The organism is Pseudomonas sp. LBUM1646 (genome assembly GCF_059716165.1).
This window is the reverse complement of sequence record NZ_CP166810.1, coordinates 3668574-3695389: the sequence shown is the minus strand read 5'-3', so window position 1 is coordinate 3695389 and position 26816 is coordinate 3668574. Positions and strand designations below refer to the sequence as shown.

At 57.6% G+C, this 26816-nt stretch carries 20 protein-coding genes, 1 tRNA gene and 1 pseudogene; 9 read left to right on the top strand and 13 right to left on the bottom strand.

Translation table 11 applies throughout. The features are described 5' to 3' along the window. Positions 1-105: 105 nt before the first annotated feature. Positions 106-3957, top strand: a complete 3852-nt coding sequence (locus ACA071_RS16955; protein WP_497640212.1) for a hypothetical protein — start codon at positions 106-108, stop codon at positions 3955-3957. Between the two features lie 19 nt (positions 3958-3976). Here the strand turns inward: ACA071_RS16955 and ACA071_RS16950 are convergent, their stop codons facing one another. From ACA071_RS16950 to ACA071_RS16905, 10 genes are all read right to left on the bottom strand, one after another. Next, the gene (locus tag ACA071_RS16950; RefSeq protein ID WP_497640211.1) at positions 3977-5932 is read right to left on the bottom strand and encodes an acetoacetate--CoA ligase; all 1956 of its coding nucleotides are present in this window, start codon (positions 5930-5932) and stop codon (positions 3977-3979) included. A gap of 157 nt (positions 5933-6089) precedes the next feature. Beyond that, positions 6090-6863 carry a 3-hydroxybutyrate dehydrogenase gene (hbdH, locus tag ACA071_RS16945; RefSeq protein WP_497640210.1) on the bottom strand — a complete coding sequence of 258 codons (774 nt, stop codon included), beginning with the start codon at positions 6861-6863 and terminating at the stop codon, positions 6090-6092. A 7-nt stretch (positions 6864-6870) separates the two neighbouring features. Continuing rightward, positions 6871-8262 carry a GntP family permease gene (locus tag ACA071_RS16940; RefSeq protein WP_497640209.1) on the bottom strand — a complete coding sequence of 464 codons (1392 nt, stop codon included), beginning with the start codon at positions 8260-8262 and terminating at the stop codon, positions 6871-6873. Positions 8263-8549: 287 nt separating this feature from the next. Then, on the bottom strand, positions 8550-9965 hold the full coding sequence (locus ACA071_RS16935; protein WP_497640208.1) for a sigma-54 interaction domain-containing protein: 1416 nt from the start codon (positions 9963-9965) through the stop codon (positions 8550-8552). A gap of 35 nt (positions 9966-10000) precedes the next feature. Then, positions 10001-11575 carry an ABC transporter ATP-binding protein gene (locus ACA071_RS16930; protein ID WP_497640207.1) on the bottom strand — a complete coding sequence of 525 codons (1575 nt, stop codon included), beginning with the start codon at positions 11573-11575 and terminating at the stop codon, positions 10001-10003. Positions 11576-11589: 14 nt separating this feature from the next. Beyond that, positions 11590-12612 (bottom strand): ABC transporter permease, encoded by a 1023-nt coding sequence (locus ACA071_RS16925; protein WP_497640206.1) that lies wholly within the window; start codon positions 12610-12612, stop codon positions 11590-11592. Further along, positions 12612-13673 carry a microcin C ABC transporter permease YejB gene (locus ACA071_RS16920; RefSeq protein ID WP_497640205.1) on the bottom strand — a complete coding sequence of 354 codons (1062 nt, stop codon included), beginning with the start codon at positions 13671-13673 and terminating at the stop codon, positions 12612-12614. Before ACA071_RS16920 ends, ACA071_RS16925 begins: the two co-directional genes overlap by 1 nt. Further along, on the bottom strand, positions 13673-15541 hold the full coding sequence (locus ACA071_RS16915) for an extracellular solute-binding protein (protein ID WP_497640204.1): 1869 nt from the start codon (positions 15539-15541) through the stop codon (positions 13673-13675). Before ACA071_RS16915 ends, ACA071_RS16920 begins: the two co-directional genes overlap by 1 nt. 136 nt (positions 15542-15677) lie before the next feature. Then, positions 15678-15959: a peptidylprolyl isomerase gene (locus ACA071_RS16910; protein ID WP_169859391.1), complete on the bottom strand. Its 282-nt coding sequence runs from the start codon at positions 15957-15959 to the stop codon at positions 15678-15680. 120 nt (positions 15960-16079) lie between these two features. Continuing rightward, positions 16080-16961 (bottom strand): esterase/lipase family protein, encoded by an 882-nt coding sequence (locus tag ACA071_RS16905; protein ID WP_497640203.1) that lies wholly within the window; start codon positions 16959-16961, stop codon positions 16080-16082. A 341-nt stretch (positions 16962-17302) separates the two neighbouring features. Here ACA071_RS16905 and ACA071_RS16900 point away from each other — a divergent pair, with 341 nt between their 5' ends. Further along, on the top strand, positions 17303-18346 hold the full coding sequence (locus tag ACA071_RS16900; RefSeq protein ID WP_497640202.1) for a hypothetical protein: 1044 nt from the start codon (positions 17303-17305) through the stop codon (positions 18344-18346). Between the two features lie 51 nt (positions 18347-18397). On the opposite strand, the gene ACA071_RS16895 is transcribed toward ACA071_RS16900, so the two are convergent. Together ACA071_RS16895 and ACA071_RS16890 are read right to left on the bottom strand one after the other, a co-directional pair. Next, positions 18398-19486: a 3-deoxy-7-phosphoheptulonate synthase gene (locus ACA071_RS16895; protein WP_497640201.1), complete on the bottom strand. Its 1089-nt coding sequence runs from the start codon at positions 19484-19486 to the stop codon at positions 18398-18400. Positions 19487-19837: 351 nt separating this feature from the next. Beyond that, entirely contained in the window at positions 19838-19966 is a 129-nt protein-coding gene (locus tag ACA071_RS16890) for a hypothetical protein (protein ID WP_497640200.1), read from the bottom strand. Between the two features lie 161 nt (positions 19967-20127). On the opposite strand from ACA071_RS16890, the gene ACA071_RS16885 reads away from it, so the two are divergent. From ACA071_RS16885 to ACA071_RS16865, 5 genes are all read left to right on the top strand, one after another. After that, positions 20128-20886 carry a carbon-nitrogen hydrolase family protein gene (locus ACA071_RS16885; protein ID WP_497640199.1) on the top strand — a complete coding sequence of 253 codons (759 nt, stop codon included), beginning with the start codon at positions 20128-20130 and terminating at the stop codon, positions 20884-20886. Beyond that, entirely contained in the window at positions 20887-21330 is a 444-nt protein-coding gene (locus tag ACA071_RS16880; RefSeq protein ID WP_497640198.1) for a GNAT family N-acetyltransferase, read from the top strand. A gap of 126 nt (positions 21331-21456) precedes the next feature. Then, positions 21457-22098, top strand: a complete 642-nt coding sequence (gacA, locus tag ACA071_RS16875) for a response regulator transcription factor GacA (protein WP_082356623.1) — start codon at positions 21457-21459, stop codon at positions 22096-22098. 1 nt (position 22099) lies between these two features. After that, the gene (uvrC, locus tag ACA071_RS16870) at positions 22100-23923 is read left to right on the top strand and encodes an excinuclease ABC subunit UvrC (RefSeq protein WP_497645326.1); all 1824 of its coding nucleotides are present in this window, start codon (positions 22100-22102) and stop codon (positions 23921-23923) included. Between the two features lie 364 nt (positions 23924-24287). Further along, positions 24288-24530, top strand: a complete 243-nt coding sequence (locus ACA071_RS16865; RefSeq protein WP_497640197.1) for a gp19.5 family protein — start codon at positions 24288-24290, stop codon at positions 24528-24530. 224 nt (positions 24531-24754) lie between these two features. Here the strand turns inward: ACA071_RS16865 and ACA071_RS16860 are convergent. Next, positions 24755-25407 (bottom strand): annotated as a pseudogene (locus tag ACA071_RS16860) (polymorphic toxin type 44 domain-containing protein); the annotation flags it as partial. Between the two features lie 498 nt (positions 25408-25905). Here ACA071_RS16860 and pgsA point away from each other — a divergent pair. Next, entirely contained in the window at positions 25906-26466 is a 561-nt protein-coding gene (pgsA, locus tag ACA071_RS16855; RefSeq protein ID WP_054046593.1) for a CDP-diacylglycerol--glycerol-3-phosphate 3-phosphatidyltransferase, read from the top strand. Positions 26467-26529: 63 nt separating this feature from the next. After that, a tRNA-Gly gene (locus ACA071_RS16850) sits at positions 26530-26605 on the top strand. Positions 26606-26816: the final 211 nt, after the last annotated feature.

Here is a 26816-nt window from a genome sequence, read left to right as displayed (position 1 = left end):
GTTGTGAAATGTTTTCTTGTGGATTGTCAGTGGACGGTTTTGCCTGCGTAAGTAAAGATTCGCCTACGTAGAGCCAGTCATTAATTAAATTCACAGGATTGTCGGATGTACTCAAAAACCAAGTATAAGATGTACAAGCTTTCTGATGCGCGTATCGAGGAGCAGTATGAATGCTTCAAAGCCGACGCCGAGGAGCGAGAAGAGGTATTGCAACAATTTAAAACTATCTTGAATGAGCAAGAAGAGGGCGTGAACTATGGTTGGCAAGGGTACGAAGTTGGGCTGAAGAAGGGATCCTCGCTTTACAGGGTGCATATGCCGGGTCGAATGGCTTGGAATAAATTGGCCGATCGTACGATCATGATGGATGAACTCCGCCTTCACCGTGTCCCAGACATGGCATCAACGCGTATTAATGGTTCTGGTCACCTGGAAATATACCGAGATGAAAAGAATGCATGGGAAATGGCAGTCTTGGATTTTCACCCTATAACGTATGTCTACAAAAATCTTGCGATAGTGGGGGATATAGCCAGTCAGGCCGGAGGTTATGTCTATACGCAAGATACTGTGGACGTCGATCAGTGGCTAAGGTTTCACGATTTTAAAGTTCCGTTGAATGCTGCCGAGACTAAAAATTTAATTGCTTTTTTTGAGTTTGATCCTCAAGTCGATGAGTTGGATAACTATTGGCGGCAACTCAGTACTGATGATCCATCGTTATTCGTATTGTCCGCAGAACAACAAACTGCCGTTCGTCAAGCGACCGCTAAAATCATGGGGCCCAACACGAAACTGCTGGACAAACTTTATCGAGAAACAGGGCGCGCCATTGTGACGCACAGCAATGCTGCCGCACGCGTCGTTGAATTGGTAAGCCATACGGCTTCTCAAGACTACGCCAGGAAATATCTGGATGAATTGGGATGGTTTGGGGCACAGTCCGGGCAACCCGTTTCAGCACAAGATCTCAAGCAGCTGTTGATAACGGCCATTTTGCTGGACCTGTCTTCGTCTTTTGGCAGCGCTCAACATCGAAAGAGTATCGGCGGGTTCGAGTTGTATGCGCCAACTAACGTTGAGCGGCCGTCGGCGGTCGTTCGTGAGGAGCTGCAAGCCTTCCTCTACACCAAAAACGGGGTAGATCCCGCTGTAGCGCCATTGGCGTCCCACTTGCTGATGGCGGAAATCGCTCCAGAATTTCTGGTTAAAGGAGTTCCGTCATCGCTCAGTTTAGGCTCTGTTGCCTGGGTAGTATTCTGCCGGGGCGTGACACTGGTGGAAGCGGTCCGGAAAGGGGCGTCGCGTGTTTTGACGTATGAACAAATCATGGCATACGCCGATCTGGAATCTGTCAGTGAGGCGTTGATCCGGCTGCGAGAACTGGCATTGATCGACCCAATTGTTGATTGGGCGCTGATTAATGGCGTCGTGACGTTACATGAGCTTACTCAATCGGAAAAAGAAACCACGGAGCGTGCGATTACAGTATTTCAAGCGTATGCAGAAAACTTTACGCATCTTGCCCATGTTTACTCCAATCCGATGCCAAGCAGAAAAGATATTGCAATGGCCGCCTTGAAGAAAGCCGCGCCAACGTGTGATTTTTTGGATGGAAAAGTTATTTATCAACGACCCGGCCTCTATGCATCACCTTCCGTTATGTCCATGGTCGAGTTGCACATGTCAGGGGATTTAGTGGATGGTCAATGGGACCTGCGTGCTATTTTTCCCGACAGTAACGCTGGTCAAACGCCTGAATTGCTAGCGGGTATTACGAATGATAAAAGACCCACTCATTACGATCCCGCTGTTGTCAGTATTTATAAACAGTTTCCGCAGTTGCAGCGTCTGGCACCCAACAATAATGAGTTTCATCGCCAGATGCGCGGTTATCTCGCTAATTTGAACGGTGCGCTGGCAACCAATATTAAACTGGCTATTTCACATATGGTTCCCCATGATCTGGATATCTTCCTGAAAGGAAATATTACTTTCTTTACGCTTCGCAATCAGGCGATACAGAGATCTTCAAGGCGTGTGGGGGGACCACTTACTATTGAATCAGACTTCGAAAGCCAGGAGGGCAACGATGCTGTCAGAGGGCGTTTTGGTCTAGTGATGTACGCTTCCCATGGCAGCAGTGTTGCGTGCTATGAACTGTTTACTTTGACGGGTGAACTGCGAAAAAACGACGCGCTCAAGAACCTGATAACCACATCAGGGAAACTGCAAGCGGTTGCCAGAATGGATTTTAAAGGGGATCTGAAAGCGGCCGGACCTATAGCACCACTCGAAATGTTACCTGTTCTTTTATGTGAATACGAAGAAGGTGTTCCAAACACCTCCAATCAAACAAGCAGTGAAGCTGTTATTGAAAAGTTGGGCGTGCTTAACGCAGCTGTTCATCCGGTCATGCGGGAAAAAAGTACTTTTAAGAATTTTGTCAATCCACAGCTTGAGCGAATTGCCAATTTCATCGTAAGTAATCATCAGCTGCGGACATTCAATGAAATTGAAACCATGGCTACGGTGCCGACAAAGCTTGAAAGTGAGCGTAAAAGAGGCAATGAAATCGCGACCTATATTGTCGATCTGGCGGTGCCATTTAAAAAGTGCATCGAGGATTTATCATCCGGAGAACACAATCGAGTGGTCGACGGAATTTATGGGTGCATCATGGATGCCATCGCGTTGGGAGGGGCCTTTGCAGGTGCCGGGGCCAAGGCGCTGAGCATCTCTTCGAAAGCGATCTCGTTGTCCGCCAAAGCAGCTCGCCTGACCAAGCTTGCTTTGCTGACCTCTGTTTCCGTGTTCAACCCTCTGGATGGTGTGCCGACAGCATTGTTGGGCGTTGGAAAGCTGGTTCACAAGGGCGCGCTGCGCTTCAACAGACAGGCTCAGGAAATCCTCGGACTGGCGAAATCACAGCTGAGCAAACTCAATGGCCATCATAAAAGCTATAACCTGGTTCACGCAGCCAATAATCCCCATGTCGGTCACGGCACTTGGCGGCCCCATGGGTCAACCGCTGACGCGCTCACCGTGGTGGCGGCGCGCAGCGACCTTCAATGGTATGCGCTTGATCGACGTGGTAGAACCTGGGGACCAAAGTTGAACAACTTCACCTTTGTCACTCCCATTCAGTCGTCGCACTTCATCAAGACAATGCCGCTCAGTTACACCCGACAGTTCATTGAGCAGGCTTTGCCGCAGGCGCGCACAAAAATCGACAACGCGATCAACGTCTTGACCCGGCATGACTTCACACAGCAGCGTAACTTTGTCGTCAAACTCCTGATGGGAAGCAGCTCGGCCGATGCATCCAATCGATTATTGGACTACCTGAGACTAATCAGGGCTGACTTCGCAGGCCTTTCCATTAGTAATATGTTTCTCGATCCGTTCAAGGACACTCACAACATTGCCGCTTTCGACAGTAGCGCTTACCAAAAATGGAAAACTGCAACCGAGAAATCCGAAACGAAATTTATCGAACTGTATACCTCCAATCTCAACATGCACTTCATCAGTTTGGGTTTCAACCATGACGTAATTGCGGACGACTTGATCCATGAGCTGTTCCACGGTATCGCTAATTCCAGTGATGTCGGCTATGCCCGCGATGCAGGAAGTATCGCAAACAGTGGCCAGTTGCTGGACGTGGCGGCACTATTGAACCTGGCGTCTGGGCGTCTTGTTACGGAGGGGGGAAGTGCGCGTCACGACAGTTCCAAAGCCTTTGATAATGCTGACTCACTGGCTGTAACCACTTCGTTGCTGAGCCAGCTTTATACAGACAGTGGGCTGTATGACCACAACATGGCCATCCTCAGCGCCGCGCTTGAAGAATATCCCGATAGCGCGGTCGAAGAGCCGGTTTTGATCACTCTGAACATCTTGCCTGCGCACCAACCCGGCTCTGGCAATAGAACACCCGGTACGCGCGTCGAATAACACACGTCCATAGATTAGTTTAAGTTGCTAGTTCTGGCCGGTCCCGAAATTGCGCCAATGCATCAGGATTGGCCAGGGCATCGGTATTTTTCACCTGCTGGCCATGCACTGCGTTGCGCACGGCCAGTTCCACAACCTTGCCGCTGATTGTGCGCGGAATGTCGGTCACCATGACAATTTTCGCTGGCACATGCCGGGGCGTGGTGTTGGCGCGGATGACCTGACGTATCTCTTGCGCCAGTGCCTCATCCAGTTCGACACCGTCGCGCAGCTTCACAAACAGCACCACCCGCACGTCATCCTGCCATTGCTGCCCAATCGCTACGCTGTCCAGCACCTGCGGTACTTTTTCCACCTGACGATAGATCTCCGCCGTGCCGATGCGCACGCCGCCGGGGTTGAGCACGGCGTCGGAGCGGCCGTGAATCATCATCGCGCCGTGGGGCAGTTGTTCGGCGTAGTCGCCCTGGGCCCAGACGCCGGGGAACAGGCTGAAATAGGATTTGCGCAGCTTTTCGCCGTCCGGGTCATGCCACAGGCCGACGGGCATCGCCGGAAAGTGTCGGGAACACACGAGCTCGCCTTTTTCACCGATCACCGCTTGACCGACGTCATTCCACACCTCGACGGCCATACCCAAACTCTTGCCCATGATCTCGCCACGGCGTACCGGCGACAGCGGATTGCCATTGACGAAGCACGAGACGATGTCGGTGCCGCCGGACATCGAGGCCAGGCACACGTCCGCTTTGACGTCGCGATAGACGAAATCGTAACTCTGCGGTGACAGCGCCGAACCGGTGCAGAGCAGGGTTTTCAGGCTGCTCAAGTCGTGGCTCTGCCGAGGTTTCAGGCCACTGCTTTCCAGGGTTGCGAGGAACTTGGGGCTGGTGCCGAACACATTGATGCGTTCGTCGTCGATCAGGTCGATCAAACGCTCCGGGCCAGGATGAAACGGCGAGCCGTCGTACAGCACCACGGCGCTGCCGACCGCGAGGGCCGACACCAGCCAGTTCCACATCATCCAGCCGCACGTGGTGTAGTAGAACAATCGGTCGCCGGGGCCGAGATCGCCATGCAGCCCGTGTTCTTTGGCGTGTTGCAGCAGCACGCCGCCGGTGCTGTGGATGATGCATTTCGGCACGCCGGTGGTGCCGCTGGAATAGAGGATGTACAGCGGGTGGGCGAACGGCATGGGAACGAAATCCGGCTCGCCGCCGACATCGTAAAAGTCATCCCAGAGCGTGACGTTGGCCTGGGTGTGAAACTCTTCGATATGCACGTTTGCCCGGGCGTAAGGCACGACGATCAACTGCTGCAAGGTTGGCAGGCGTTCGAGGATTTCGTTGACCTTGGCGCGCTGGTCGATCTCTTTGCCGGCGTAGCGATAACCGGCGCAGGTGATCAGCACCGTCGGCTCGATCTGACCGAAACGGTCGATCACCCCTTGGGTGCCGAAGTCTGGCGAAGAGCAGGACCAGATTGCCCCGAGGCTGGTGGTGGCCAGCATCGCGACCAGGGTTTGCCAGGTGTTGGGCATGCAAGCGGCCACCCGGTCGCCGAGGCCGACACCAGCCGCTTTCAAACTGTTCTGGAAACCGGCGACGTGGCTGGCCAGTTCGGCCCAGGTCAGTTGTTCGCGCTGACCGTTTTCAGCGATCGCGATCACCGCCACGGCATCGTCGCGGCGCCGCAGCAGGTGTTCGGCGAAGTTCAGCGTCGCACCGGGGAACCACTCGGCGCTGGGCATCTGCGCGCCTTCGCGCAGCACGGCGTCGGGTTGTTCGTGGAAACGGATATCAAAGAAGTCGACAATCGCCTGCCAGAACGCTTGCCGCTGGTCGATGGACCATTGGTGCAGGGCAGGGTAGTCGTCGATCTTGAGGTGATGACGCTGATTGATGAAGCGCCGAAAGGCCTCCATGCGGGTCTTGCCGATGCGTTTGGCGCTGGGTTGCCAGAGGATGTCGGACATGGTTTGCCTCTCTTCAGTCAGATCGTTCCCACACTCCGCGTGGGATTGCCTCAATGGACGCTCTGCGTCCGCTCTTGGGACGCGGAGCGTCCCCTGGCTGCATTCCCACGCGGAGCGTGGGAACGATCACAAGCGTGGGAACGATCCGGGTGGCGGATTACTGCGCCAACCACCCACCATCAATATTCCACGCCGCGCCCCGCACCTGGCTGCCGGCCTCGCTGCACAAAAACAGCACCAGCTCACCCAGTTGCGGCGGGGTCACGAATTCCAGGGACGGCTGTTTCTCGGCCAGTAAATCATGCTGCGCCTGCTGCGGATCGATCCCTTTGGCCGCGCGATCATCGATCTGCTTTTGCACCAGCGGCGTCAGCACCCAGCCCGGGCAGATCGCGTTGCACGTCACCTGAGTCGTCGCGGTTTCCAGGCCGACCACTTTGGTCAACCCGATCACCCCATGCTTGGCCGCCACATAAGCCGCCTTGCCCACCGAACCGACCTGGCCGTGAACCGAGGCGATGTTAATGATCCGCCCCCAATTTTTGGCACGCATGCGCGGCAGACACAGGCGGGTACTGTGAAACACCGATGACAGGTTGATCGCAATGATCGAATCCCAACGTTCCAGCGGAAAGTCTTCCACCGCCGCCACATGCTGAATCCCGGCGTTGTTCACCAGAATGTCGACGCCGCCGAACTCGCGCTCGGCGTAGGCGATCATCTCGGCGATCTCCTCGGGTTTGCTCACGTCCGCCGGGTGATGCCCAACCTTGCTGCCAAACTGTTGCACTTCGGCAATCACCTTGGAGGCATCGCCGAAACCGTTGAGCACCACGTTGGCGCCAGCCTTCGCCAGGCTCAGGGCGATGCCCAGGCCGATGCCGCTGGTGGAACCGGTGACCAGTGCGGTCTTGCCTGTAAGAGTCGTCATGAATACCTCACACAATGCCAGTGGCGTAGAAAGTACCGATTACCACGAAGACCGCCAGGGTCTTGATGATCGTAATACAGAAAATGTCTTTGTAGGCTTCGCGGTGGGTCAGGCCGGTGACCGCCAGCAAGGTAATCACCGCGCCGTTGTGCGGCAGGGTGTCCATGCCGCCGCTGGCCATCGCTGCCACCCGGTGCAGCACTTCCAGCGGAATGTTCGCGGCGTGGGCCGCGGCGATGAAGTCATTGGCCATGGCCGCGAGGGCGATGCTCATGCCGCCCGACGCAGAGCCGGTGATACCGGCCAGCAGGGTCACGGTAATCGCTTCGTTGACCAGCGGATTGGGAATGCTTTTCAGCCAGTCGGCCAGCACCAGGAAGCCCGGCAGCGAGGCGATCACCGCGCCAAAACCGTATTCCGACGCGGTGTTCATCGCCGCCAGCAATGCGCCGCTGACCGCACTTTTACTGCCTTCGGCCAACTTGCTGCGGATCGCCTGGAAGCCGAACACCAGCACCATGATGATGCCGACCAGCAACGCTGCCTGAACCGCCCAGATCGCCGTGAGCTTGGCGATTTCGGTGGTCACCGGCGTGGCCATGCCCGGCAGCGCGAGGCTGTGGGTCTTGCCGTACCACTGTGGAATCCACTGGGTGAACAGCAGGTTCATGATGCCCACCGCCAGCAGCGGCGACAGCGCGACCCATGGATTGGGCAGCTTGATGTCGGCAGCGGTTTCCGGCTCGTTGCGCAACTCGGTGCCATAACCTTCACCGGCGCGCTGGGCTTTGTTGCGTTGGCGCTGGAGAAACAGCATGCCGGCGCAGAACACGAAAATCGTCCCGATCAGCCCCAGCCACGGCGCCGCCCAGGCCGTGGTGTTGAAGAAGGTGCTGGGGATGATGTTCTGGATTTGCGGAGTGCCGGGCAGGGCGTCCATGGTGAAGGAAAACGCGCCGAGGGCGATGGTCGCCGGGATCAGCCGTTTGGGGATGTTGCTCTGGCGGAACATCTCCGCCGCAAACGGATACACCGCGAACACCACCACAAACAGCGACACGCCGCCGTAGGTGAGCAGGGCGCAAACCAGCACGATCACCAGCATCGCCTGGCGGGTGCCGAGCAAGCGAATGGCCGCCGCAACAATAGAACGGGAGAAACCCGACAACTCGATCAGCTTGCCGAACACCGCGCCGAGCAGGAACACCGGGAAATACAGTTTGATGAAGCCGACCATTTTATCCATGAACACCCCGGTGAAGGCAGGGGCGACGGCAGAAGGGTCGGTGAGCAAGACGGCGCCGAGGGCGGCAATCGGGGCAAAGAGGATAACGCTGTAGCCACGGTAAGCAGCCAGCATCAGCAACGCGAGGGCTGCCAAGGCAATGATCACACTCATGGGTGTGTCTCTCCTGAATTGTTATTTTTGTAAGGTGAATCTTTTGTGGGAGAGGGCTTTAGCGGGATTCGTGCCAATCATTCAAGTCATTGAAATATATGGGAATTGTGTTTGTTTATGAGTGTTGTAAGAAACGCTTGTCTCTATTTTGAGACGATTTGATGCCGAAAAAGATCGCAGCCTTCGGCAGCTTCTACAAGGAAACGCGAAATCCTATACTCGGAGCTGCCGAAGGCTGCGATCTTTTAATCTCGATCTTCATCTCAATATAGGGACTTTAAGTCTCTCTATTGAGACTCGGCAATCCCCAACGCCACCATCTTCTTGTACAGCGTCGACCGCCCAAGCCCGAGCCGCGCCGCCGCTTCAATCACCTTGCCGCCGCACTGTGCGAGAGCAGATTCAATCAACTGCCGATCAAACCGCTCCCGAGCCTCACTGAACGTCTCATGTCCAGCCGTCTCGACCGACAACGGTATCGCACGCTCCACCGGCATAAACGTGCCAATCGCGGCCCGAATGTCCGCCGCGTTCAGCATCAAATCATCGCTAAGCAATGCCGCGCGTTCCAACACATTGCGCAGTTCCCGGATATTCCCCGGCCAGGCGTGTTGGCCCAGCAGCTCCAGTGCTTCAAGGTTCAGTTCATGCTGACTGCGCAGTTCCTCAAGGATTGCTTCGCTGAGGGCCGGGATGTCGTCGAGTCGCTCGCGCAGTGGCGGAACCTGAATCGGCAGGACGTTGAGGCGGTAGTACAAATCGGCGCGAAACTCGCCGCGTTTGATCGCCGCTTCCAGATCCGTGGAGGTGGCGGCAATCACCCGCACATCGCTCTGGATCACTTCATTGGACCCCACCGGCTCGAATTCTTTTTCCTGCAACACCCGCAGCAACTTGCTTTGCAGGGGCAAGGGCATGTCGCCGATTTCATCCAGAAACAACGTGCCGCCCTGGGCGATCTGCAACTTGCCGACCCGACCCTTGCGATCCGCACCGGTAAACGCGCCGGGTGCGGTGCCGAAGAACTCTGCCTCCAGCAATGACTCAGGAATCGCCGCGCTGTTGATGCTGACAAACGCCTTGTGCGCCCGTGGCGAAGCGCCGTGGATCGCCTGGGCCAGCAGCTCCTTGCCGGTGCCGGTTTCGCCGAGCAGCAACACCGGCGACTCGGCACTGGCACTGCGCCGGGCCCGGCGTTTGACTTCCAGGCTGGCGGCGCTGGTGCCGATGAAGTGGGCGAAGTTGTACTTGGTTTGCCGCGCGCGCAGCAGCGAACGGGTGGAGGCCAGCTCTTCCTGCATGCTCAGGTAGCGCTTGAGCATCGGCGACAGGCTGCGCAACTCGTCGAATAGCGCAAAGCCGATGGCGCCGATTACCGCGCCGGCGTCGTCATGAATCGGCAGACGCATCACCACCAGCGGTTCCTTGGGGGTGTCCTGCATATCCAGCAGGATCGGTCGGCCGGTGCGCACCACGTCACGCAGCAGACTGCCGGGGATCACGCTTTCACAGGCCTTGCCGATCGCCACTTCCGCCGATTCCAGGCCGAAGCGCCGGGCGTAGCGTTCGTTCATCCAGACGATATTGGCGTCGCGGTCGACAATCACCGTGCCTTCGCTCGATTGCTCGATGATCTCGAACAGAGAGCGGATCGCCAGCATGCGCACGCGCTGGTAGTCCTTGAGGCTTTCGGTGGTGTTCATGTTTGTCATGTCCAGAGTGTGTTGTCTTTCAAGGCTCAGCCCGGATGCGCCGCCGCCAACAGTTCCTTGGTATACGGATGCTGCGGCGACTCGAACACGTCAAGGCTCGCGCCGCTTTCCACCACTTTACCGTCCTTGATCACGATCATGTCGTGGGCCAGTGCGCGTACCACGGCCAGGTCATGGCTGATAAACAGGTACGTCAGGCCATGCTTTTTCTGAAGATCGCGCAGGAGGGCAACCACTTGTTTTTGCACGGTGCGGTCCAGGGCCGAAGTCGGTTCGTCCAGCAAGATCAGCGCCGGTTTGAGCACCAGCGCCCGGGCGATGGCGATGCGTTGCCGCTGGCCACCGGAAAACTCGTGGGGATAGCGGTGGCGGCTTTGCGGGTCGAGGCCGACCTCTTCCAGGGCCCGAATCACCTCGGCCTTGCACTGTTCCGCGGTCAGCTGGCTATGCACTTCCAGGCCCTCGCTGATGATCTGCGCCACCGACATCCGTGGGCTCAAACTGCCGAACGGGTCCTGGAACACCACCTGCATCTTCTTGCGCCACGGCCGCAGTTGCTTTTGCGTCAGGCCGTCCAGTGCTTCGCCCTGAAAGCGAATGCCGCCCTCGGAGTCGAGCAAACGCAGGATCGCCTGGCCCAAAGTGGACTTGCCCGAACCCGATTCACCGACGATGCCCAGGGTCTTGCCGCGCTGGACATTCAGGCTGATGCCGTCCACTGCGTGCAAATAGGTCTTTCGCTGGAACAAACCTCCACCAAGGGCGAATTTGACCCGCAGATTCTCAACCTCCAGTACCTTCTCGCGTTCGTCCCGGGGCAGGGCTTCGCCTTCTGGCTCGGCGTTCAACAGCACGCAGCTGTAAGGATGCTTCGGCTCAGTGAACAATGTCTCGCAAGCAGCCTGCTCGACGATTTCCCCGGCCTTCATCACGCACACACGCTGGGCGATGCTGCGCACCAGATTGAGGTCATGGCTGATCAATAGCAGCGACATGCCGAGCCGCTGTTGCAGGGATTTAAGCAGCAGCAGGATCTTGCGTTGCACCGTCACATCCAGCGCGGTGGTCGGTTCGTCGGCGATCAGCAACTCGGGTTCGCAGGCCAGGGCCATGGCGATCATCACTCGTTGCCGCTGGCCGCCGGACAGTTGATGGGGATAGGCCTTGAGCCGTTCCTTGGGGTGTTTGATTCCCACCAGTTCCAGCAGTTCGAGAATCCGCGCTTGCGCCGCTTTGCCGGCCAGGCCTTTGTGCACCAGCAGGGTTTCGCCAATCTGCTTTTCGATGCTGTGCAGCGGGTTCAGCGAGGTCATCGGCTCCTGAAAAATCATCGTGATCCGGTCGCCGCGCAACTTGCGCAAGACCGTGGCATCGGCGCCGACCAGTTCCTGGCCGCGATATCGAATGCTGCCGGTGGTTTCAGTGCCGGTTTCCGGCAGCAATTGCAGGATCGAATGGGCCGTCACCGATTTGCCCGAACCCGACTCGCCAACCAGCGCCAGGCATTCGCCGGGGCGGATATCCAGGCACAGGTTGCGCACCACGGTCTGGCCACTGAAGGCCACGCTCAGGTCACGGATTTCGATCAGGTTGTCGCTCATATCATCGGTCCGCTTCATGATCTGGGGTCAAAGGCATCACGCAACGCCTCGCCAATGAACACCAGCAAAGAAAGAATCAGCGCCAGGGTGAAAAACGCCGTCAACCCCAGCCACGGTGCTTGCAGGTTCTGCTTGCCCTGACCGATCAGTTCACCCAGCGAGGCGCTGCCGGCCGGCATGCCGAAGCCCAGAAAGTCCAGGGCCGTGAGGGTCGAGATCGCGCCGGTCAAAATGAATGGCAGATAACTCAAGGTCGCGTTCATCGCATTGGGCAGGATGTGCCGCACGATCACTTTGCGATCGGTCAGGCCCAGAGCGCGGGCGGCCTTGACGTATTCCAGGTTGCGGCCGCGCAGGAATTCGGCGCGCACCACGTCCACCAGGGCCAGCCAGGAAAACAGTGCCATGATCCCCAGCAGCCACCAGAAATTCGGCTCGACGAACCCCGACAGGATGATCAGCAAGTACAGCACCGGCAGCCCCGACCAGACTTCCAGCAAACGCTGGCCGAGCAGGTCGACCCAACCGCCGTAATAGCCTTGCAACGCACCGGCGGCAATGCCGATCAGCGCACTGACGAAGGTCAGCATCAAGGCAAACAGAATCGACACACGGGCGCCGAAAATCACCCGGGCCAGCACATCGCGGGCCTGGTCGTCAGTGCCCAGCCAGTTAACCTTCGTCGGTGGGCTCGGTGCCGGTTTGTTCAGATCGTAGTTGGGGGTGTCGTCGCTGAACGGTATCGGTGGAAACAGCAGCCAGCCGCCGTCCTGCTTGATCAGCTTCTGTACGTAATCGCTGCGGTAGTCGGCCTGGAACGGCAGTTGCCCGCCGAATTCCTGCTCGGTGTGGCGCTTGAACGCCGGGAAGTACAGCGAGCCCTGGTAACTGACGATCAGCGGCTTGTCATTGGCGATCAGTTCGCCACCGAGGGTCAGCAAAAACAACCCGATAAACAGCCACAGCGACCACCAACCCCGGCGGTTCTTCTTGAAACGTTCGAAACGACGACGCCCCAGCGGCGAGAACTTGAACATCAGGCGTTCCTCGCGGCGAAGTCGATACGCGGGTCGACCAGGGTGTAGCAGAGGTCGCCGACCAGTTTTATCAAGAGGCCGAACAGGGTAAAGATGAACAGCGAACCGAATACCACCGGATAGTCCCGTGATACGGCGGCTTCGTAGCTCATGCGGCCGAGGCCATCGAGGGAGAAAATCACCTCGATCAGCAACGAACCGGCGAAAAACACGCTGATGAAGGCTTGGGGAATCCCTGACACCACCAGCAACATCGCGTTGCGAAACACGTGGCCGTAGAGCACCCGGCGCTCGCTCAAGCCTTTGGCGCGGGCAGTGACCACGTACTGGCGAGTGATTTCATTGAGGAAAGAGTTCTTGGTCAGGATCGTCAACGTGGCGAACCCGCCGATCACCAGTGCGGTGACCGGCAATACCAGATGCCAGAAGTAATCGGCGATCTTGCCCACGGTCGACAGCGACTCGAAGTTGTCCGACACCAGTCCGCGCACCGGGAACCAGTTCAGCGACGTCCCCCCGGCAAACACCACGATCAGGAACATGGCGAACAGGAACGCTGGCATGGCATAGCCGATGATGATCGCGGTGCTGCTCCAGATGTCGAAGTGGCTGCCGTGATGCACCGCTTTGCGGATGCCCAGGGGGATCGACACCAGGTAAGTGATCAGCGTCGCCCAGAGCCCGAGGGAAATGGTCACCGGCATTTTTTCAAGGATCAGGTCGGTGACCGTGGCACCACGGAAGAAGCTCTTGCCAAAATCCAGTCGCGCGTAGCTTTTAAGCATCAGCCACAGGCGTTCCGGGGCCGGTTTGTCGAAACCGTATTGTTTTTCGATCTCTTTGATCAGTTGCGGGTCGAGGCCGCGACTGGCCCGGGAACTGCCGTGCATCGTCTCGCTGGAGCCGCCGCCGACACTGGCGCCGCCGATGCCTTGCAGGTGCGCGATAGCCTGTTCCACCGGACCACCGGGGGCTGCCTGGACGATCACGAAGTTGACCAGAAGAATGATCACCAGCGTCGGAATGATCAGCAGCAAACGCCGCAGTATGTAGGCCCACATCAGCGCGGCCCTCCGGATTTGCCGCGCTTGATCAGTTCGGCGGTCATCTGTTCGTTGGTCAGCGGGGTAGAGCTCACTTCCCACCAGCTCTCGATGGCTTCGTCATTGCTCGCCTGCACGCTGGGAATGCCGAAGCGGTTCCACCACACGGTCGAGCTGCCGGGCGGGTAGTAGTTGGGAATCCAGTAATAGTTCCATTGCAGCACCCGGTCCAGGGCGTGGGCGTAGTGCAGCATGTCGGCCTGGGTGTTGGCGCGGATCAGGCCGTTGATCAGCGTATCGACCGCCGGGTTCTTCAGGACCATGTAATTGTTGGCGCCGGGATCATTGGCCGCCGCTGAGCCGAAGTAGTTGAGTAGTTCTCCGCCGGGGGAGGTGGTTACTGGGTAGCCGGTGATGACCATGTCGTAGTCCCTGGACATCAGGCGGTTGACGTACTGGGACGAGTCGATGCGGCGGATGTTGAGGTCGATACCGATCTGTTTCAACGTGCGCTTATAAGGCAGCAACAAGCGGTCGATGCCGTTCTGGCTGGTGAGAAAGGTAAAGCTCAGGACCTCGCCTTGGGCATTCACCAGTTGATCGCCATCAGGTTTCCAGCCGGCCTGTTCGAGCAGTTCCAGGGCCTGCAATTGCTTGTCACGGATCACACCGCTGCCATCGGTCTTCGGGGCTTCGAAGACCTTGGTGAATACTTCATCGGGAATCTGCCCGCGTAAGGGTTCGAGAATCGCCAGTTCAGCCGCATCTGGAAGTTTGCGGGCAGCGAGGTCGGTATTGGAAAAGTAGCTCTGCTGGCGGATGTACAGGTCGCGCATCATCTGCCGGTTGCTCCATTCGAAATCCCAGAGCATGGCCAGGGCCTGACGGACACGGCGGTCCTGGAACATCGGGTTTTGCAGGTTGAAGACGAAACCCTGGGCCGCTTGCGGTGCATCGGTGGCCAGGTGGGCCTTGCGCAGGCGACCGTCGCTCAGGGCCGGACTTTCGTAGCCGATGGAATAACCGGTGGCGGAGAACTCGCGGTTGTAGTCGTAGGCGCCCCCCCGCAGGACCTGACGGGCAACGTCGGTATCGCCGAAGTACTCGATGCTGAAGTGGTCGAAGTTGTACAGACCGCGGCTGACCGGCAGGTCCTTGCCCCACCAGTCGGCATTGCGCTCGAAGGTAATGCTGCGCCCGGAATCAACCTTGCTGACCCGGTACGGGCCGCTGCCCAGTGGTGGTTCGTAACCGCCGCCGCTGGCGAAGTCGCGGGTTTTCCACCAATGCTCGGGAAACACCGGCAAAGTCGCAATGTCCAGGGGCAAGGTGCGGTTTTCGTTGCTCTTGAAGTCGAACCGAACGGTCAGCGGCGACTCGATTTCGACGCCTTTGACATCGGCGAACTGGGTGCGATAGCGCAGGCTGCCCTGGGTCATCAGCAGGTCGTAGGTGTAGCGAACGTCCTCGGCGGTGATCGGCTGGCCGTCGGCGAAACGCGCCTTGGGGTTCAGGTAGAAACGCAGGGACAAACCGTCTTCGGAACGCTCCATGTTCTGTGCCACCAGGCCGTACACCGTATAAGGCTCATCCAGCGAACGCTGGGCCAGGGGCGAGTTGAGCAGGCCATCGATCTGAGTCACGCCGACGCCCTTGTCGATGTAGGGCAGGACGTGGTCGAAATGACCAATCTCCATGGCCGAGCGACGCATCGTGCCGCCCTTGGGTGCTTGGGGGTTGGTGTAGGCGAAATGACTGAAGCCCGCAGGATATTTTGCCGGTTCGCCGTACACGGTCAATGCATGTTGCGGTGCTGCATTCACACCAGCGGCACTCAGCAGCAGGGCCACGGCAGTGAATATCAAAGTGGGGAAAAGCAGTCGCATTGTCAGCCTTAGAGCCGGGTGATCGATAACCACAATTTGTACGCTAGCGGCGCGTCCCTCGCCAGCCGAATTACGTAACCCAAACACAACGGCCCACCAGAAGGCGGGCCGTTATGTAGAAAACTCAGGCGACAGATCAGTCCTGGCGGCTGGTCACTTCCAGCAGGTGATAACCGAACTGGGTTTTGACCGGGCCTTGCACGACGTTGATTGGCGCGCTGAAGACCACGGTGTCGAATTCCTTGACCATCTGGCCCGGACCGAACGAACCCAGGTCACCGCCCTGGCGGCTGGACGGGCAAGTGGAGTTGGCTTTTGCAACTTCGGCGAAATCAGCGCCGCCTTCAATCTGGGCTTTGAGTTCGTTGCACTTGGCTTCGTTGGCAACAAGGATGTGACGGGCAGTGGCTTTAGCCATGGGAAAATTCTCCATTCAATGTTCAGTAAAGTGCTGAGCCTACCGGATTCAGTGGCCTATTTCTTCTCAAAGTTCCATCTGGAACCGGTGGGCGTTCGGGCATTTATATAAAGATAGGGTTTATAGGCCGGCATTTCTCAAGCGCTCGGCGTGCAGCACGTACAACTCGATCGGGTTGACACCTTTGCGGCCTCGTCCGGCCGTCTGGCCGAGGCTGTCCATGTGATCCATTGGATAGTCGGAGCGGATGACTTTGCCCAGGTGAGAGCTGTATCGCCCGACCAACCCGTCGTTTTGTCCGGCCTCAGTGATGAAATGCTCGGAAAGCGCCCGACAAAAAGCGTGTGCCGGGTCGAAACCGCTGAGCCCTTCCTCAAGGATGGTCCCTTGCAAGGTGCCGCTCCAGGAGTAATACCGCACGCCATTGACCAGCTCCCGGCCCTTTCCGCCCCACGTTTTCGGCAGCCCCTGAGGGTACTTGTCGTTGAAGGCGCCAACCCCTTCGGTGGTCAGCGCGTTAAGCGCGGCGATTGCGTTTTGTGGCAGTTGCTGGTTGCCGCTCAACAACGACAGGAAGTCTGCGAACGAGGTGGCGACTTTTCTCGCCACGTGCTCCGGCAAGCATCCTGGCGTAAGGGCCTTGCGCAGGAAATCGGCCAGTTCCGAACCGTGGTTCGGGCCGCTGACGGACGTCACCGACGCCACCCACTCTGGCGCGACGGCGGCGGCATACCGTGCCGCAAGTGCGCCCTGGCTGTGTCCGATCAGGTTGACCTGACTTGCGCCGGTTCCCTCCAGTACCCGTTCAATCTGTGCCAAAAGCTGGTCGCCTCGCACTTCATTGCTATGGGTAGCTGACAGGTGGGGAACGAAGACCCTGGCGCCATAGCTTCTGAGTGCCTGCTTGACGTCATGGAACAGTTCGAACGGGCCGATACGGTCGAAACCGAAGAGCCCGTGTACTAGCAGGATTGGGTGCTGAGTTGTTGCATTCCGTTGCATGTTCGTACCTTTTTCGCGGAAGTTCGTAGAGGTGACCCGGACGCCACTCTAAAACACTCCCGCAGCCAGGCGATGTATGAAAAAGCCGCTGTAATTGAAGGAAAGCGGTATAGAAAAAGTATGAAAATTCGGAACAGCACGAAGCTTACTTCGGAACATTTCGACATCTTTTCAAGCAGTCAAGAGAGATTCTCATCAGTGGCCTACGACGTAATCAGCATTTGTCCCGGTCATCTGAAGTGCTCACCTGACATCGCCGAGCGCAGCGATGGGCTTAAATAGGCTTCGTTCGACACCGACCTGCGGGTCGGTACGTATGTCCAAGGACTGGAGTAAATGAAATGAGCACATTTGAAATAGAAGCAGGAACGTTGTCGTTGTCGGCCCCGCATTTGGTACAGGCTGACAATGCCGTTCTCGATCCGGCCAGCAAAAAAGCTGTCGTCAATGTCTTGCCTTATCCAGGCATGGCGAGCGGAGACAGGTTGGTACTGCACTGGTCCGGTCTCGATGCCGAGGGGTTGGCCTATCGGTACGAGGTCGCGCATTTTGTCAGCCACAGGCAGGTGGGCAAGGACGTAGTCTTTATCGTCGCCAGTCCACACATTTGTGCGCTGGATGGCGGTTCGCTGGAGGTCTACTACACGCTCACCAGCCGTTGTTTACCCGCATCTGTGCACTCTCGACGTTTGCAGTTGAATGTTGGCGATACCCTATCCAAGGTAATGCCGCTGTTCGTGAATGATGCCGTGGGCGGCACGCTTGATCCGATCCGGGTGGCTGAAGGCGCACGCATTACGATTCGACCTTACGCCCGGATGGCGGCAGGCGACCGGGTCGTACTGTTCTGGGAAGGCGCTACACCTCAAACGAGCTTCAGCGACAGGGTGAGTATCGAATCCTTTGCGGTGGGGCACGAGCTTTCGTTCTGGGTGAGTCCCGAGTTCATTGCGCCGGGTCTCGGATCGTCGGTGACCCTCCGTTACTGCATTGAACAGCATGGGCAGGCACCGCTTTACTCGGAGCCGACGCAGTTGACCATTGGACCTCTGGAACGAGCGCCGCTGTTGGCCCCCATCGTCCTGGAGGCCGATGAAGGCTGGCTGGATCTGCAGGACTCGATCGATGGTGTCACCGTCGTGATTGACGGTGCTCGAACCGAGGAAGGTGAACTGGTGTATCTCAAGTGCGACGGCACTGAATTCAGTCACCGGGACGAGCGTGAGATTTCCCGGGACATGGCCGGTGAACCGCTGGTGTTCATCGTTCCTTACCGGTTCTGGAGAGAGCATCAGGGCTCGACGGTGCGGGTCGGTTATTCGGTCGAACGACTCGATGATGTTAGCCAGCTATCAGAAGTGGCACTGGTGCAGGTGCAGGGGTAAGTCGTTCGGGGCCTTCCAGTCCTCGCACGAAGACTGGAAGGGGGCCGTTGGTCACGCCGGTTGCTGTGCGCGGTGCTGCGCCCGCAGGCGGTCGGTAGCCTGGCGCAGCAATTGTTCCGTGCCAGCCCAGCCGAGGCAGCCGTCTGTTACCGAAACCCCGTACTGCAAGGACGAACTCAACGGTTGGCAGCCTTCGAAGAGATGACTTTCAATCATCATGCCGATCAGCGAGCGATCACCTTGCAGGCGCTGTTCGAGCACATCGTTGAATACCGCAGGCTGACGCAACGGGTCTTTGCCGCTGTTGGCGTGGCTGCAATCGACCATGATCCGTGCGGGGATCTTCAACTTGGTCAAGTCGTGGTTGATCCGGGAGACGCTGTCGCGGTCGTAGTTCGGCCCGTGATGCCCACCGCGCAATACCAAGTGGGTGTCTGGATTGCCCGGGGTTTGAATGATTGCAGGGTGTCCCTGGCTATCGACCCCGAAATGCCGGTGGGGGTGGGCCGCCGAGCGCATGGCATCACTGGCGACCGTGACGCCGCCATCGGTGCCGTTCTTGAAGCCTACTGGCATGTTCAGGCCACTGGCCATTTCCCGGTGGATCTGCGACTCGGTGGTGCGGGCACCGATGGCGACCCAACTGAGCAAGTCGTCGAAGTAGCCGGCGGCCATCGGTTGCAGCAGTTCGGTGGCAATCGGTAAGCCGAGACGAAGCATTTCACGCATCAGCTCACGCGACAGGTTCAGGCCGCCGGCCATGTCATCGCTGCCATCCAGCTGTGGGTCGTAGGCCAGACCTTTCCAGCCGACGGTGGTGCGGGGTTTTTCGACGTAGGCGCGCATCACCAGGAGCATTTCATCGCTCACCTCAGCAGCCAGGCGGGCAAGGTTGCCGGCGTATTCGAGGGCCGACTGGGGATCGTGGATGGAGCAGGGGCCGACGATGACCAACAGACGGGAATCTTCACCGTTGAGGATCGCGCGAACCGCATGACGGTGGGCGGCGACTTGCTGGGTCAAGGCGTTGCTAAGCGGCAATTGCTGTTTGAGTTGCAGTGAGCTGGGCAGGCGCAGGGTCAGCGCTTCATTGGCCGGGCTCAAGGTGGACAGTGGCAAAGCAGAGACGGACGAGTTCATGTTCAGGCTTCCTGGGCTGGCAGCGGGTTCGTTCCCGCGTGCTCGGCCCTACTGGGGTGTTCGACAATTGGCCGGATTGGCTGCGTGTGTGTGCTTGCCACCTGTGGGTGACCGATCGGAGGCGGCAGGCTGTCCCGAGCGGAGGCTGGTAAATCGCCAGGCGGTAAAACTGTCGTGACGGTAATAAGTGGCGTAGTTCATGTCGTGAATCCTCGAGTTGTCTGGTGTGTCGCTAAAAATGTATGCAGCTAAATGCAGGGAGCTGAAAAAACAAAACCCCCGGTCGGGAGGCCGACCGGGGGTTGAGAATTCTCTGGTGGCGACCCGTTTAAAGTGGGCGCCGTGTGGGTATCAGGCGCGCCAGTGGCTAAACCAATACCCAAAATAAAAGCTGACCGGAGCACAAACGTCATTCACCCGGGCAGCCGCCACCGAGCGCAGGGCGCTGACGGAACGAAGCTGTGAGAGGGTGTTGAACATGGTCTGTCTCCGATGAATGCGCCGAGCTTACTAGAGGACGGTAGGCGGATTCAATCAGAAAATGCTATCGGGCACTGGCGGCGCTTTCTATCGCTTGAGTGCCTGGAGGGTTGTGACACACTCTGCTCGTTCCTAAAAATCCAATGCCACAAGGACGAGTCATGACGACCCTGACTATCGCTGCTGCTCAATCGATCTCCATTGCCGGTGACCTTGCCGCCAATATCGTCTGGCATCAGCGCTTCATGCAGGTGGCTGCGGAGCAAGGTGTGCAACTGCTGGTTTTTCCAGAGTTGTCGCTGACCGGTTATGAGCGTGGGCTGGCGGCAGGGCTGGCTATTACCCCGCAAGCCGGTGTTCTACAGCCGCTGCGAGACTTTGCGAGGGAGATCGGTGTGACGACGGTTGTTGGAATGCCGATTCGTCTGTCAGACGATTCACCCGTGCTGATCGGGGCTTTGGTTCTGGGGGCGGATGGCTCGCTTGAGGTTTACAGCAAGCAACATCTGCACCCAGGCGAAGAAGTGGCGTTTGCGCCGGGGACCGGCGGTTCGACACTCAGAATCGGTGCAGACACAGTTGCGCTGGCCGTGTGCGCCGATTTTTCTCATGCCAGTCACGCGGCAGCGGCGGCGGAGCAGGGGGCGAATATCTATGCGGCGAGCGTGCTGATCACCGAAAACGGCTACGCTGCGGATTCGTCGCTGCTCCAGGGCTATGCCAGCACTCATTCGATGGTGGTCCTGATGGCCAACCATGGTGGTGTCACGGGTGGCTGGGAGTCGGCAGGACGCAGCGCCATTTGGGCGGCGGACGGTTCGCTGATTGGCGTCGCGCCGGGTACGGGCAACCTGATGGTTGTCGCTCGCCGCAACGCCGATCGCTGGAAAGGGAAAATAGTGACCGTTTCGGAGCGTTGAATGATTTACGAATTACGTCCGGCGACATTCCACGATCTGGATTTTGCCCGGGACCTGACCTGTCAAAACATGCTGCGCTATTACATTCAGTACGACTTGCTTTGGCTGGATGAGGCCTTCGATGTGGCTTGGGCGGGGCGCGAGAACTGGCTGATCGTACAGCGTGACGTTCCGGTGGGTTATGTCAGCCTGAGTCGTGATGCCAAGGCCTTGTATATCCGCGAACTGCATATATCCGAAGCCTTCCGGGGGCAGGGTGCCGGCTCCTGGGCGATCGATCAGGTAGTGGCGATGGCCCGGGAGGAACGACGACCGGCCTTGCGCCTGACCGTATTCAAAAATAATCCGGCGCAGGCGCTGTATCGGCGAATGGGGCTGGAGGTGGTCGGCGAGGACGAGTGTTTCCTGAGAATGCAGCGCGAAGTCGATGCCCCTCGTCTCTGAAACACGCAGAGGGCAAGCCTTGAAAGATGAATTGAAACTTTTTATATGATGCTTGCCGCTAGGTCTGCCAGTCGCTTTTTGCTAAGGTGTCGGCAACCCAATACGACCATATCGCGAGGTGTCTGCTTGATTAGGGTGCTAGTAGTCGATGACCATGATCTCGTTCGTACAGGCATTACACGAATGCTGGCTGACATCGATGGCCTGCAAGTAGTCGGCCAGGCCGAGTCAGGGGAGGAATCCCTGCTCAAGGCGCGAGAATTGAAACCCGATGTGGTCCTGATGGACGTCAAGATGCCCGGGATCGGCGGTCTTGAGGCCACGCGAAAACTGCTGCGCAGTCATCCAGACATCAAGGTCGTCGCGGTCACTGTGTGCGAGGAGGACCCGTTTCCTACTCGGCTGTTGCAAGCCGGGGCGGCGGGTTATCTGACCAAGGGCGCAGGCTTGCCGGAAATGGTCCAGGCCATTCGGCTGGTGTTTGCCGGGCAACGCTACATCAGCCCGCAGATCGCCCAGCAACTGGCGATCAAGTCCTTCCAGCCGACCAACGATTCGCCGTTCGACGCATTGTCGGAGCGTGAGATCCAGATCGCCTTGATGATTGTCGGCTGCCAGAAGGTTCAGATCATTTCCGACAAACTTTGCCTGTCGCCGAAAACCGTGAACACCTACCGTTATCGCATTTTCGAGAAGCTTTCGATCAGCAGCGACGTCGAGCTGACGCTGTTGGCGGTTCGTCACGGCATGGTTGATGCCAATCTCTGAAATGACTGAAGTCTTCGATCCGAGTGCATTTCTGTCGACGGTGAGTGGACGCCCCGGCGTCTATCGCATGTTCGACAGCGACGCGCGCCTGCTTTACGTCGGTAAGGCCAAGAACCTCAAGAAGCGCCTGGCGAGCTACTTCCGCAAAACCGGCCTTGCGCCAAAGACCGCTGCACTGGTGGGGCGTATCGCTCAGGTCGAAACCACGATCACGGCCAACGAAACCGAAGCCTTGTTGCTTGAGCAGACGCTGATCAAGGAATGGCGTCCGCCGTACAATATTCTGCTGCGCGACGACAAATCCTATCCTTATGTCTTCCTCTCGGACGGTCAGTTTCCACGCCTGAGCATCCATCGCGGCGCTAAAAAGGCCAAGGGCAAGTATTTCGGTCCTTATCCAAGCGCGGGCGCCATTCGCGAAAGCCTGAGCCTGCTGCAAAAGACCTTCTTTGTTCGTCAGTGCGAAGACAGTTATTACAAGAACCGCACGCGGCCTTGCCTCCAATACCAGATCAAACGCTGCAAGGCGCCGTGTGTCGGGCTCGTGGAGCCCCAAGTCTATGCCGAGGACGTACGGCATTCGGTGATGTTCCTTGAGGGGCGTAGCAACGCGCTGACTGACGAACTGTCTGCCGGGATGGAGGAGGCGGCGATCAACCTCGAGTTTGAACGCGCGGCCGAATTGCGCGATCAGATCTCGTTATTGCGCCGCGTCCAGGACCAACAAAGCATGGAAGGCGGGACGGGCGATATTGATGTGATCGCCGCGTTCATCAATCCGGGCGGTGCCTGTGTTCACTTGATTAGTGTGCGTGGCGGTCGAGTGCTGGGCAGCAAGAACTTCTTCCCGCAGGTGGGTATTGAAGAGGACGTTTCCGAAGTCATGGCGGCGTTTTTGGGCCAGTACTACATCAGCAGTCCCGAGCGGGATTTGCCGAGCGAGTTGATCGTCAACGTGGTCCACGACGATTTCCCGGTCCTGATCACTGCGATCGACGAGTTGCGCGGTCGCGAATTGTCCATCAGTCACCGGGTCCGCGGTACGCGAGCGCGCTGGCAGCAGTTGGCGGTCACCAATGCCGAGCAGGCATTAAACGCGCGACTGGCCAATCGTCAGCACGTCGCGGCGCGTTTCGATGCACTGGCCGAGGTCCTGAACCTGGACGAACCGCCGCAGCGCCTGGAGTGCTACGACATCAGTCACTCCAGCGGCGAAGCCACCGTGGCGTCGTGTGTGGTGTTCGGTCCGGAAGGACCGATCAAGTCCGACTACCGTCGTTACAACATCGAAGGCGTAACGCCGGGTGATGACTATGCGGCGATGCACCAGGCCCTGACCCGACGCTTCAGCAAACTGAAGGACGGCGAGGGCAAGTTGCCGGACATCCTGCTGGTGGACGGCGGCAAAGGTCAGCTGTCCATGGCTCGCGACGTACTCAATGAACTGGCGGTGCCTGATCTGATTTTGTTGGGCGTGGCCAAGGGAGCGACGCGCAAGGCCGGTTTCGAAACGTTGTATTTGAATGACGCAGCACACGAATTCACATTGCGCGGCGATTCCCCCGCGTTGCATTTGATCCAGCAGATTCGCGACGAAGCTCACCGTTTCGCCATTACCGGGCACCGGGCACGGCGTGGCAAAACCCGTCGCACCTCCACGCTTGAGGGCGTTGCAGGCGTCGGACCGACACGTCGGCGCGATTTGTTGAAACATTTTGGTGGATTGCAGGAGCTGTCTCGTGCCAGCATCGAAGAGATCGCCAAAGCACCCGGGATCAGTAAAAAGCTCGCAGAGTCGATTTATGCAAATCTGCACAGCGAGTAGAATGCCTGCTTGGTGACACATGAGGTTTAACCCATTGAATTCGGGGGTTGACCTTGCCGCACACCACCTCAACGACCCAAAGTGTTAGAACAGTGTCAGGCCTTGCGTGCCCCTATCTGTATAGGCGCCAAGGTCGGTAGACCCTCAGAGTCCGCCTAATGGGCTCGAAAAGAACCTGCACGATTTCCCTCAAGACATCCCACCGGCAAGCCGCATTGGCTACTGCTTCACATCTCCTGAAGACTCTGAGGGCATTTCATCTCGATAAACGCAACATGGGAGTTCTTAAGGGATCACCTAAGGAAGACTGCTGGGAGCATTCTGGGCTAACGCCCTGTATTGGACCGGATAGGCTCTTCGGGGCATGTCATCTCAGACGTTCGGGATGACCTCGAAGAGATATCAACACCACCAAACCCTACAGCTCATCAAGGGCTATGCGATGACTACACGGTGGAAGACCTGTGTTGCTGTACTCCGCACTCTGGCTACCCATCGTGTCACCTACCGATTTCTTGGTCTACTCCTTGTCACTCTCGGAGTTGCTCAAGGTGGTCCTTTGGTCGAAGGCCTTGGGGATGTCGTCTGCGTTTTACTTGGTGGCTGAGGCGGGTGATGTTGCCGTGGTGCTGGCAGGGCGCCTTAAGGCCGAAAAGGATCAGCATCACCCTCACACGGCTTCAAGCGGGCAATAACGTTAGGAGAGGTTTTAGCAGTGTCGATGCGGCCTGTTCCATTGAGGTAGATATCTAACGCGCTCCCCCATTTTGGCGTTATGTCGATGCACCTCCGAAGCCCCTTGTCGGACCACCAATCGAACTGAGCTTGCGTGCAATCGTGGACACGAACGCCTTCCCCCAATCTTCTGGTTTAACTGCAAGAACTTTATCCATGATCATTTGGGCGACGATGCCTCCCGTAGGAAGCTCGGCGTATAGTTGGATTCCGATGCCAATCGATACTCGGTCCGGGACGTCGTCGTAAGCCTTCATCCCATCGACACCCTCGGTAGCATGAGGGCCTCGCCGTGTCTTCCAATCAAATACCTTTCTGACGGAGTCGGATGCAATCTGCTCAACACCGGCACCGTCGGACAACTCGCTTTCAGAAAGGCCGGCCGCTCGCCCCACGTAGCCATAGTGGATGTTCGACCAAATATCATAGAAATAGTCGTACATACCTTGCTTGTGGTAATACCCACCAAACTTTGCTTGGATCTTCGGTTTGTGGTCCCAGTCTCGGCCCTGACCTACTCGTTCAGTCCAAAGCCCCATAGCGGTCGCCACGTTTGCAGCACCTATAGTTTGAGGGCTGGTTGTTCCGATTTGGGCGAACCAAGGCAGCTCCATTTTCTTGCGGGTCTCTTCCGCAACGTCATAGCTGAGCAGCTCCTTCATCTTCAAGACTGAAGGATGGTGGATGTTGCTATTCATCTCCTCCGCGATGTATCTCGCCAGCTTCTCCATCATGTTCGGGTGAGTACAACCTTCAGGTCCGTCGTTCGGCAATAGGGGTGGTGCCGTGGCCTGGTAATGGGCAGACGTGTTTGTCACCCAATCGAGCAGAAGAAATCATTCATCATCCATGCGTCTTTTCATCCATGGTCATGAACCAGCATAAGGCTGGCTCGCGGGAGGCTACCGGAAACGGAAGGGCGGGTCTTTAGGAAAAAGGCCTGATGTTGGGCTGTACAGCTCTTTTCGAGAATCTGACGAAAAAATCTGAATGACCACCTCACTACGCATACGTGCCCAGGTTCCTCCCTCAGGCGCCGCGCTTGAGCATTATCGCGTGTCCGCATCGATCCTTGCCGTGCCGGTGCAGGCCTCTGGATGAGGGCCTCGGAGATGCCACAAAGTGTTAGAACTCTGTTAGAACAGTGTTAGACATGCTCGAAGAGAAGCCCGTAGAATGGGCTGACACGCCTCATCGCCTGTCCTTTTCAAGTAGAATGCCAACTCACCTCGTAGCCAGTTGTGCCGATGAATATCCCTAATCTGATTACCGTTCTACGCGTCCTGCTCATCCCTATCTTCATTTTACTGTTCTACCTGCCTTACCAATGGAGCTACCTGGCCTCCAGTTCGGTCTTCGCGTTCGCCGCTGCCACTGACTGGCTCGACGGATACCTGGCCCGGCGCCTGGAACAAAGCACACCATTCGGGGCCTTCCTCGATCCGGTGGCTGACAAATTAATGGTTGCCGTTGCACTGGTGTTATTGGTGCAAGAACACGGCAACCTCTGGCTCACACTGCCGGCAGCGGTCATCATCGGCCGTGAGATTGTCGTCTCGGCGCTGCGAGAGTGGATGGCCGAACTTGGCGCACGCGCTCACGTCGCGGTGTCTAACCTGGGCAAATGGAAAACCGCCGCGCAAATGCTCGCGCTGGTGATCCTGCTGGCCAACCCGTCTGACTTCACGTTCTGGGTGCTGGTGGGTTACGCCTTGTTGCTGGTGTCGGCAGGCCTGACTTTGTGGTCCATGGTCCAATATCTGCGGGCTGCCTGGCCGCATCTGAAGACCGATGTGGAAAAGAAATAAAACTTTTTTGAATCAAAGGGTTGACGGGGCTTCTGGATTCTATAGAATGCGCCACACCAAGACGCGGGAATAGCTCAGTTGGTAGAGCACGACCTTGCCAAGGTCGGGGTCGCGAGTTCGAGTCTCGTTTCCCGCTCCAAGCATTAAAAAATGGATCTCTGAAAAGAGGTCCATTTTTTTTCGTCCAAAGAAAAGTCTTTCTTTGGTTTTTGCCGCGCCCCTCCTGAAAACACTCATATCCAGCGCCAATGGGCACATTTTCCAGTACATCAGTTGTTGGTTGTGATGCCTGCGTTCAAAAAACATTGGTGGGGAGAGTATTCGCGGGAGGGCATAGCTTCGACTCCATT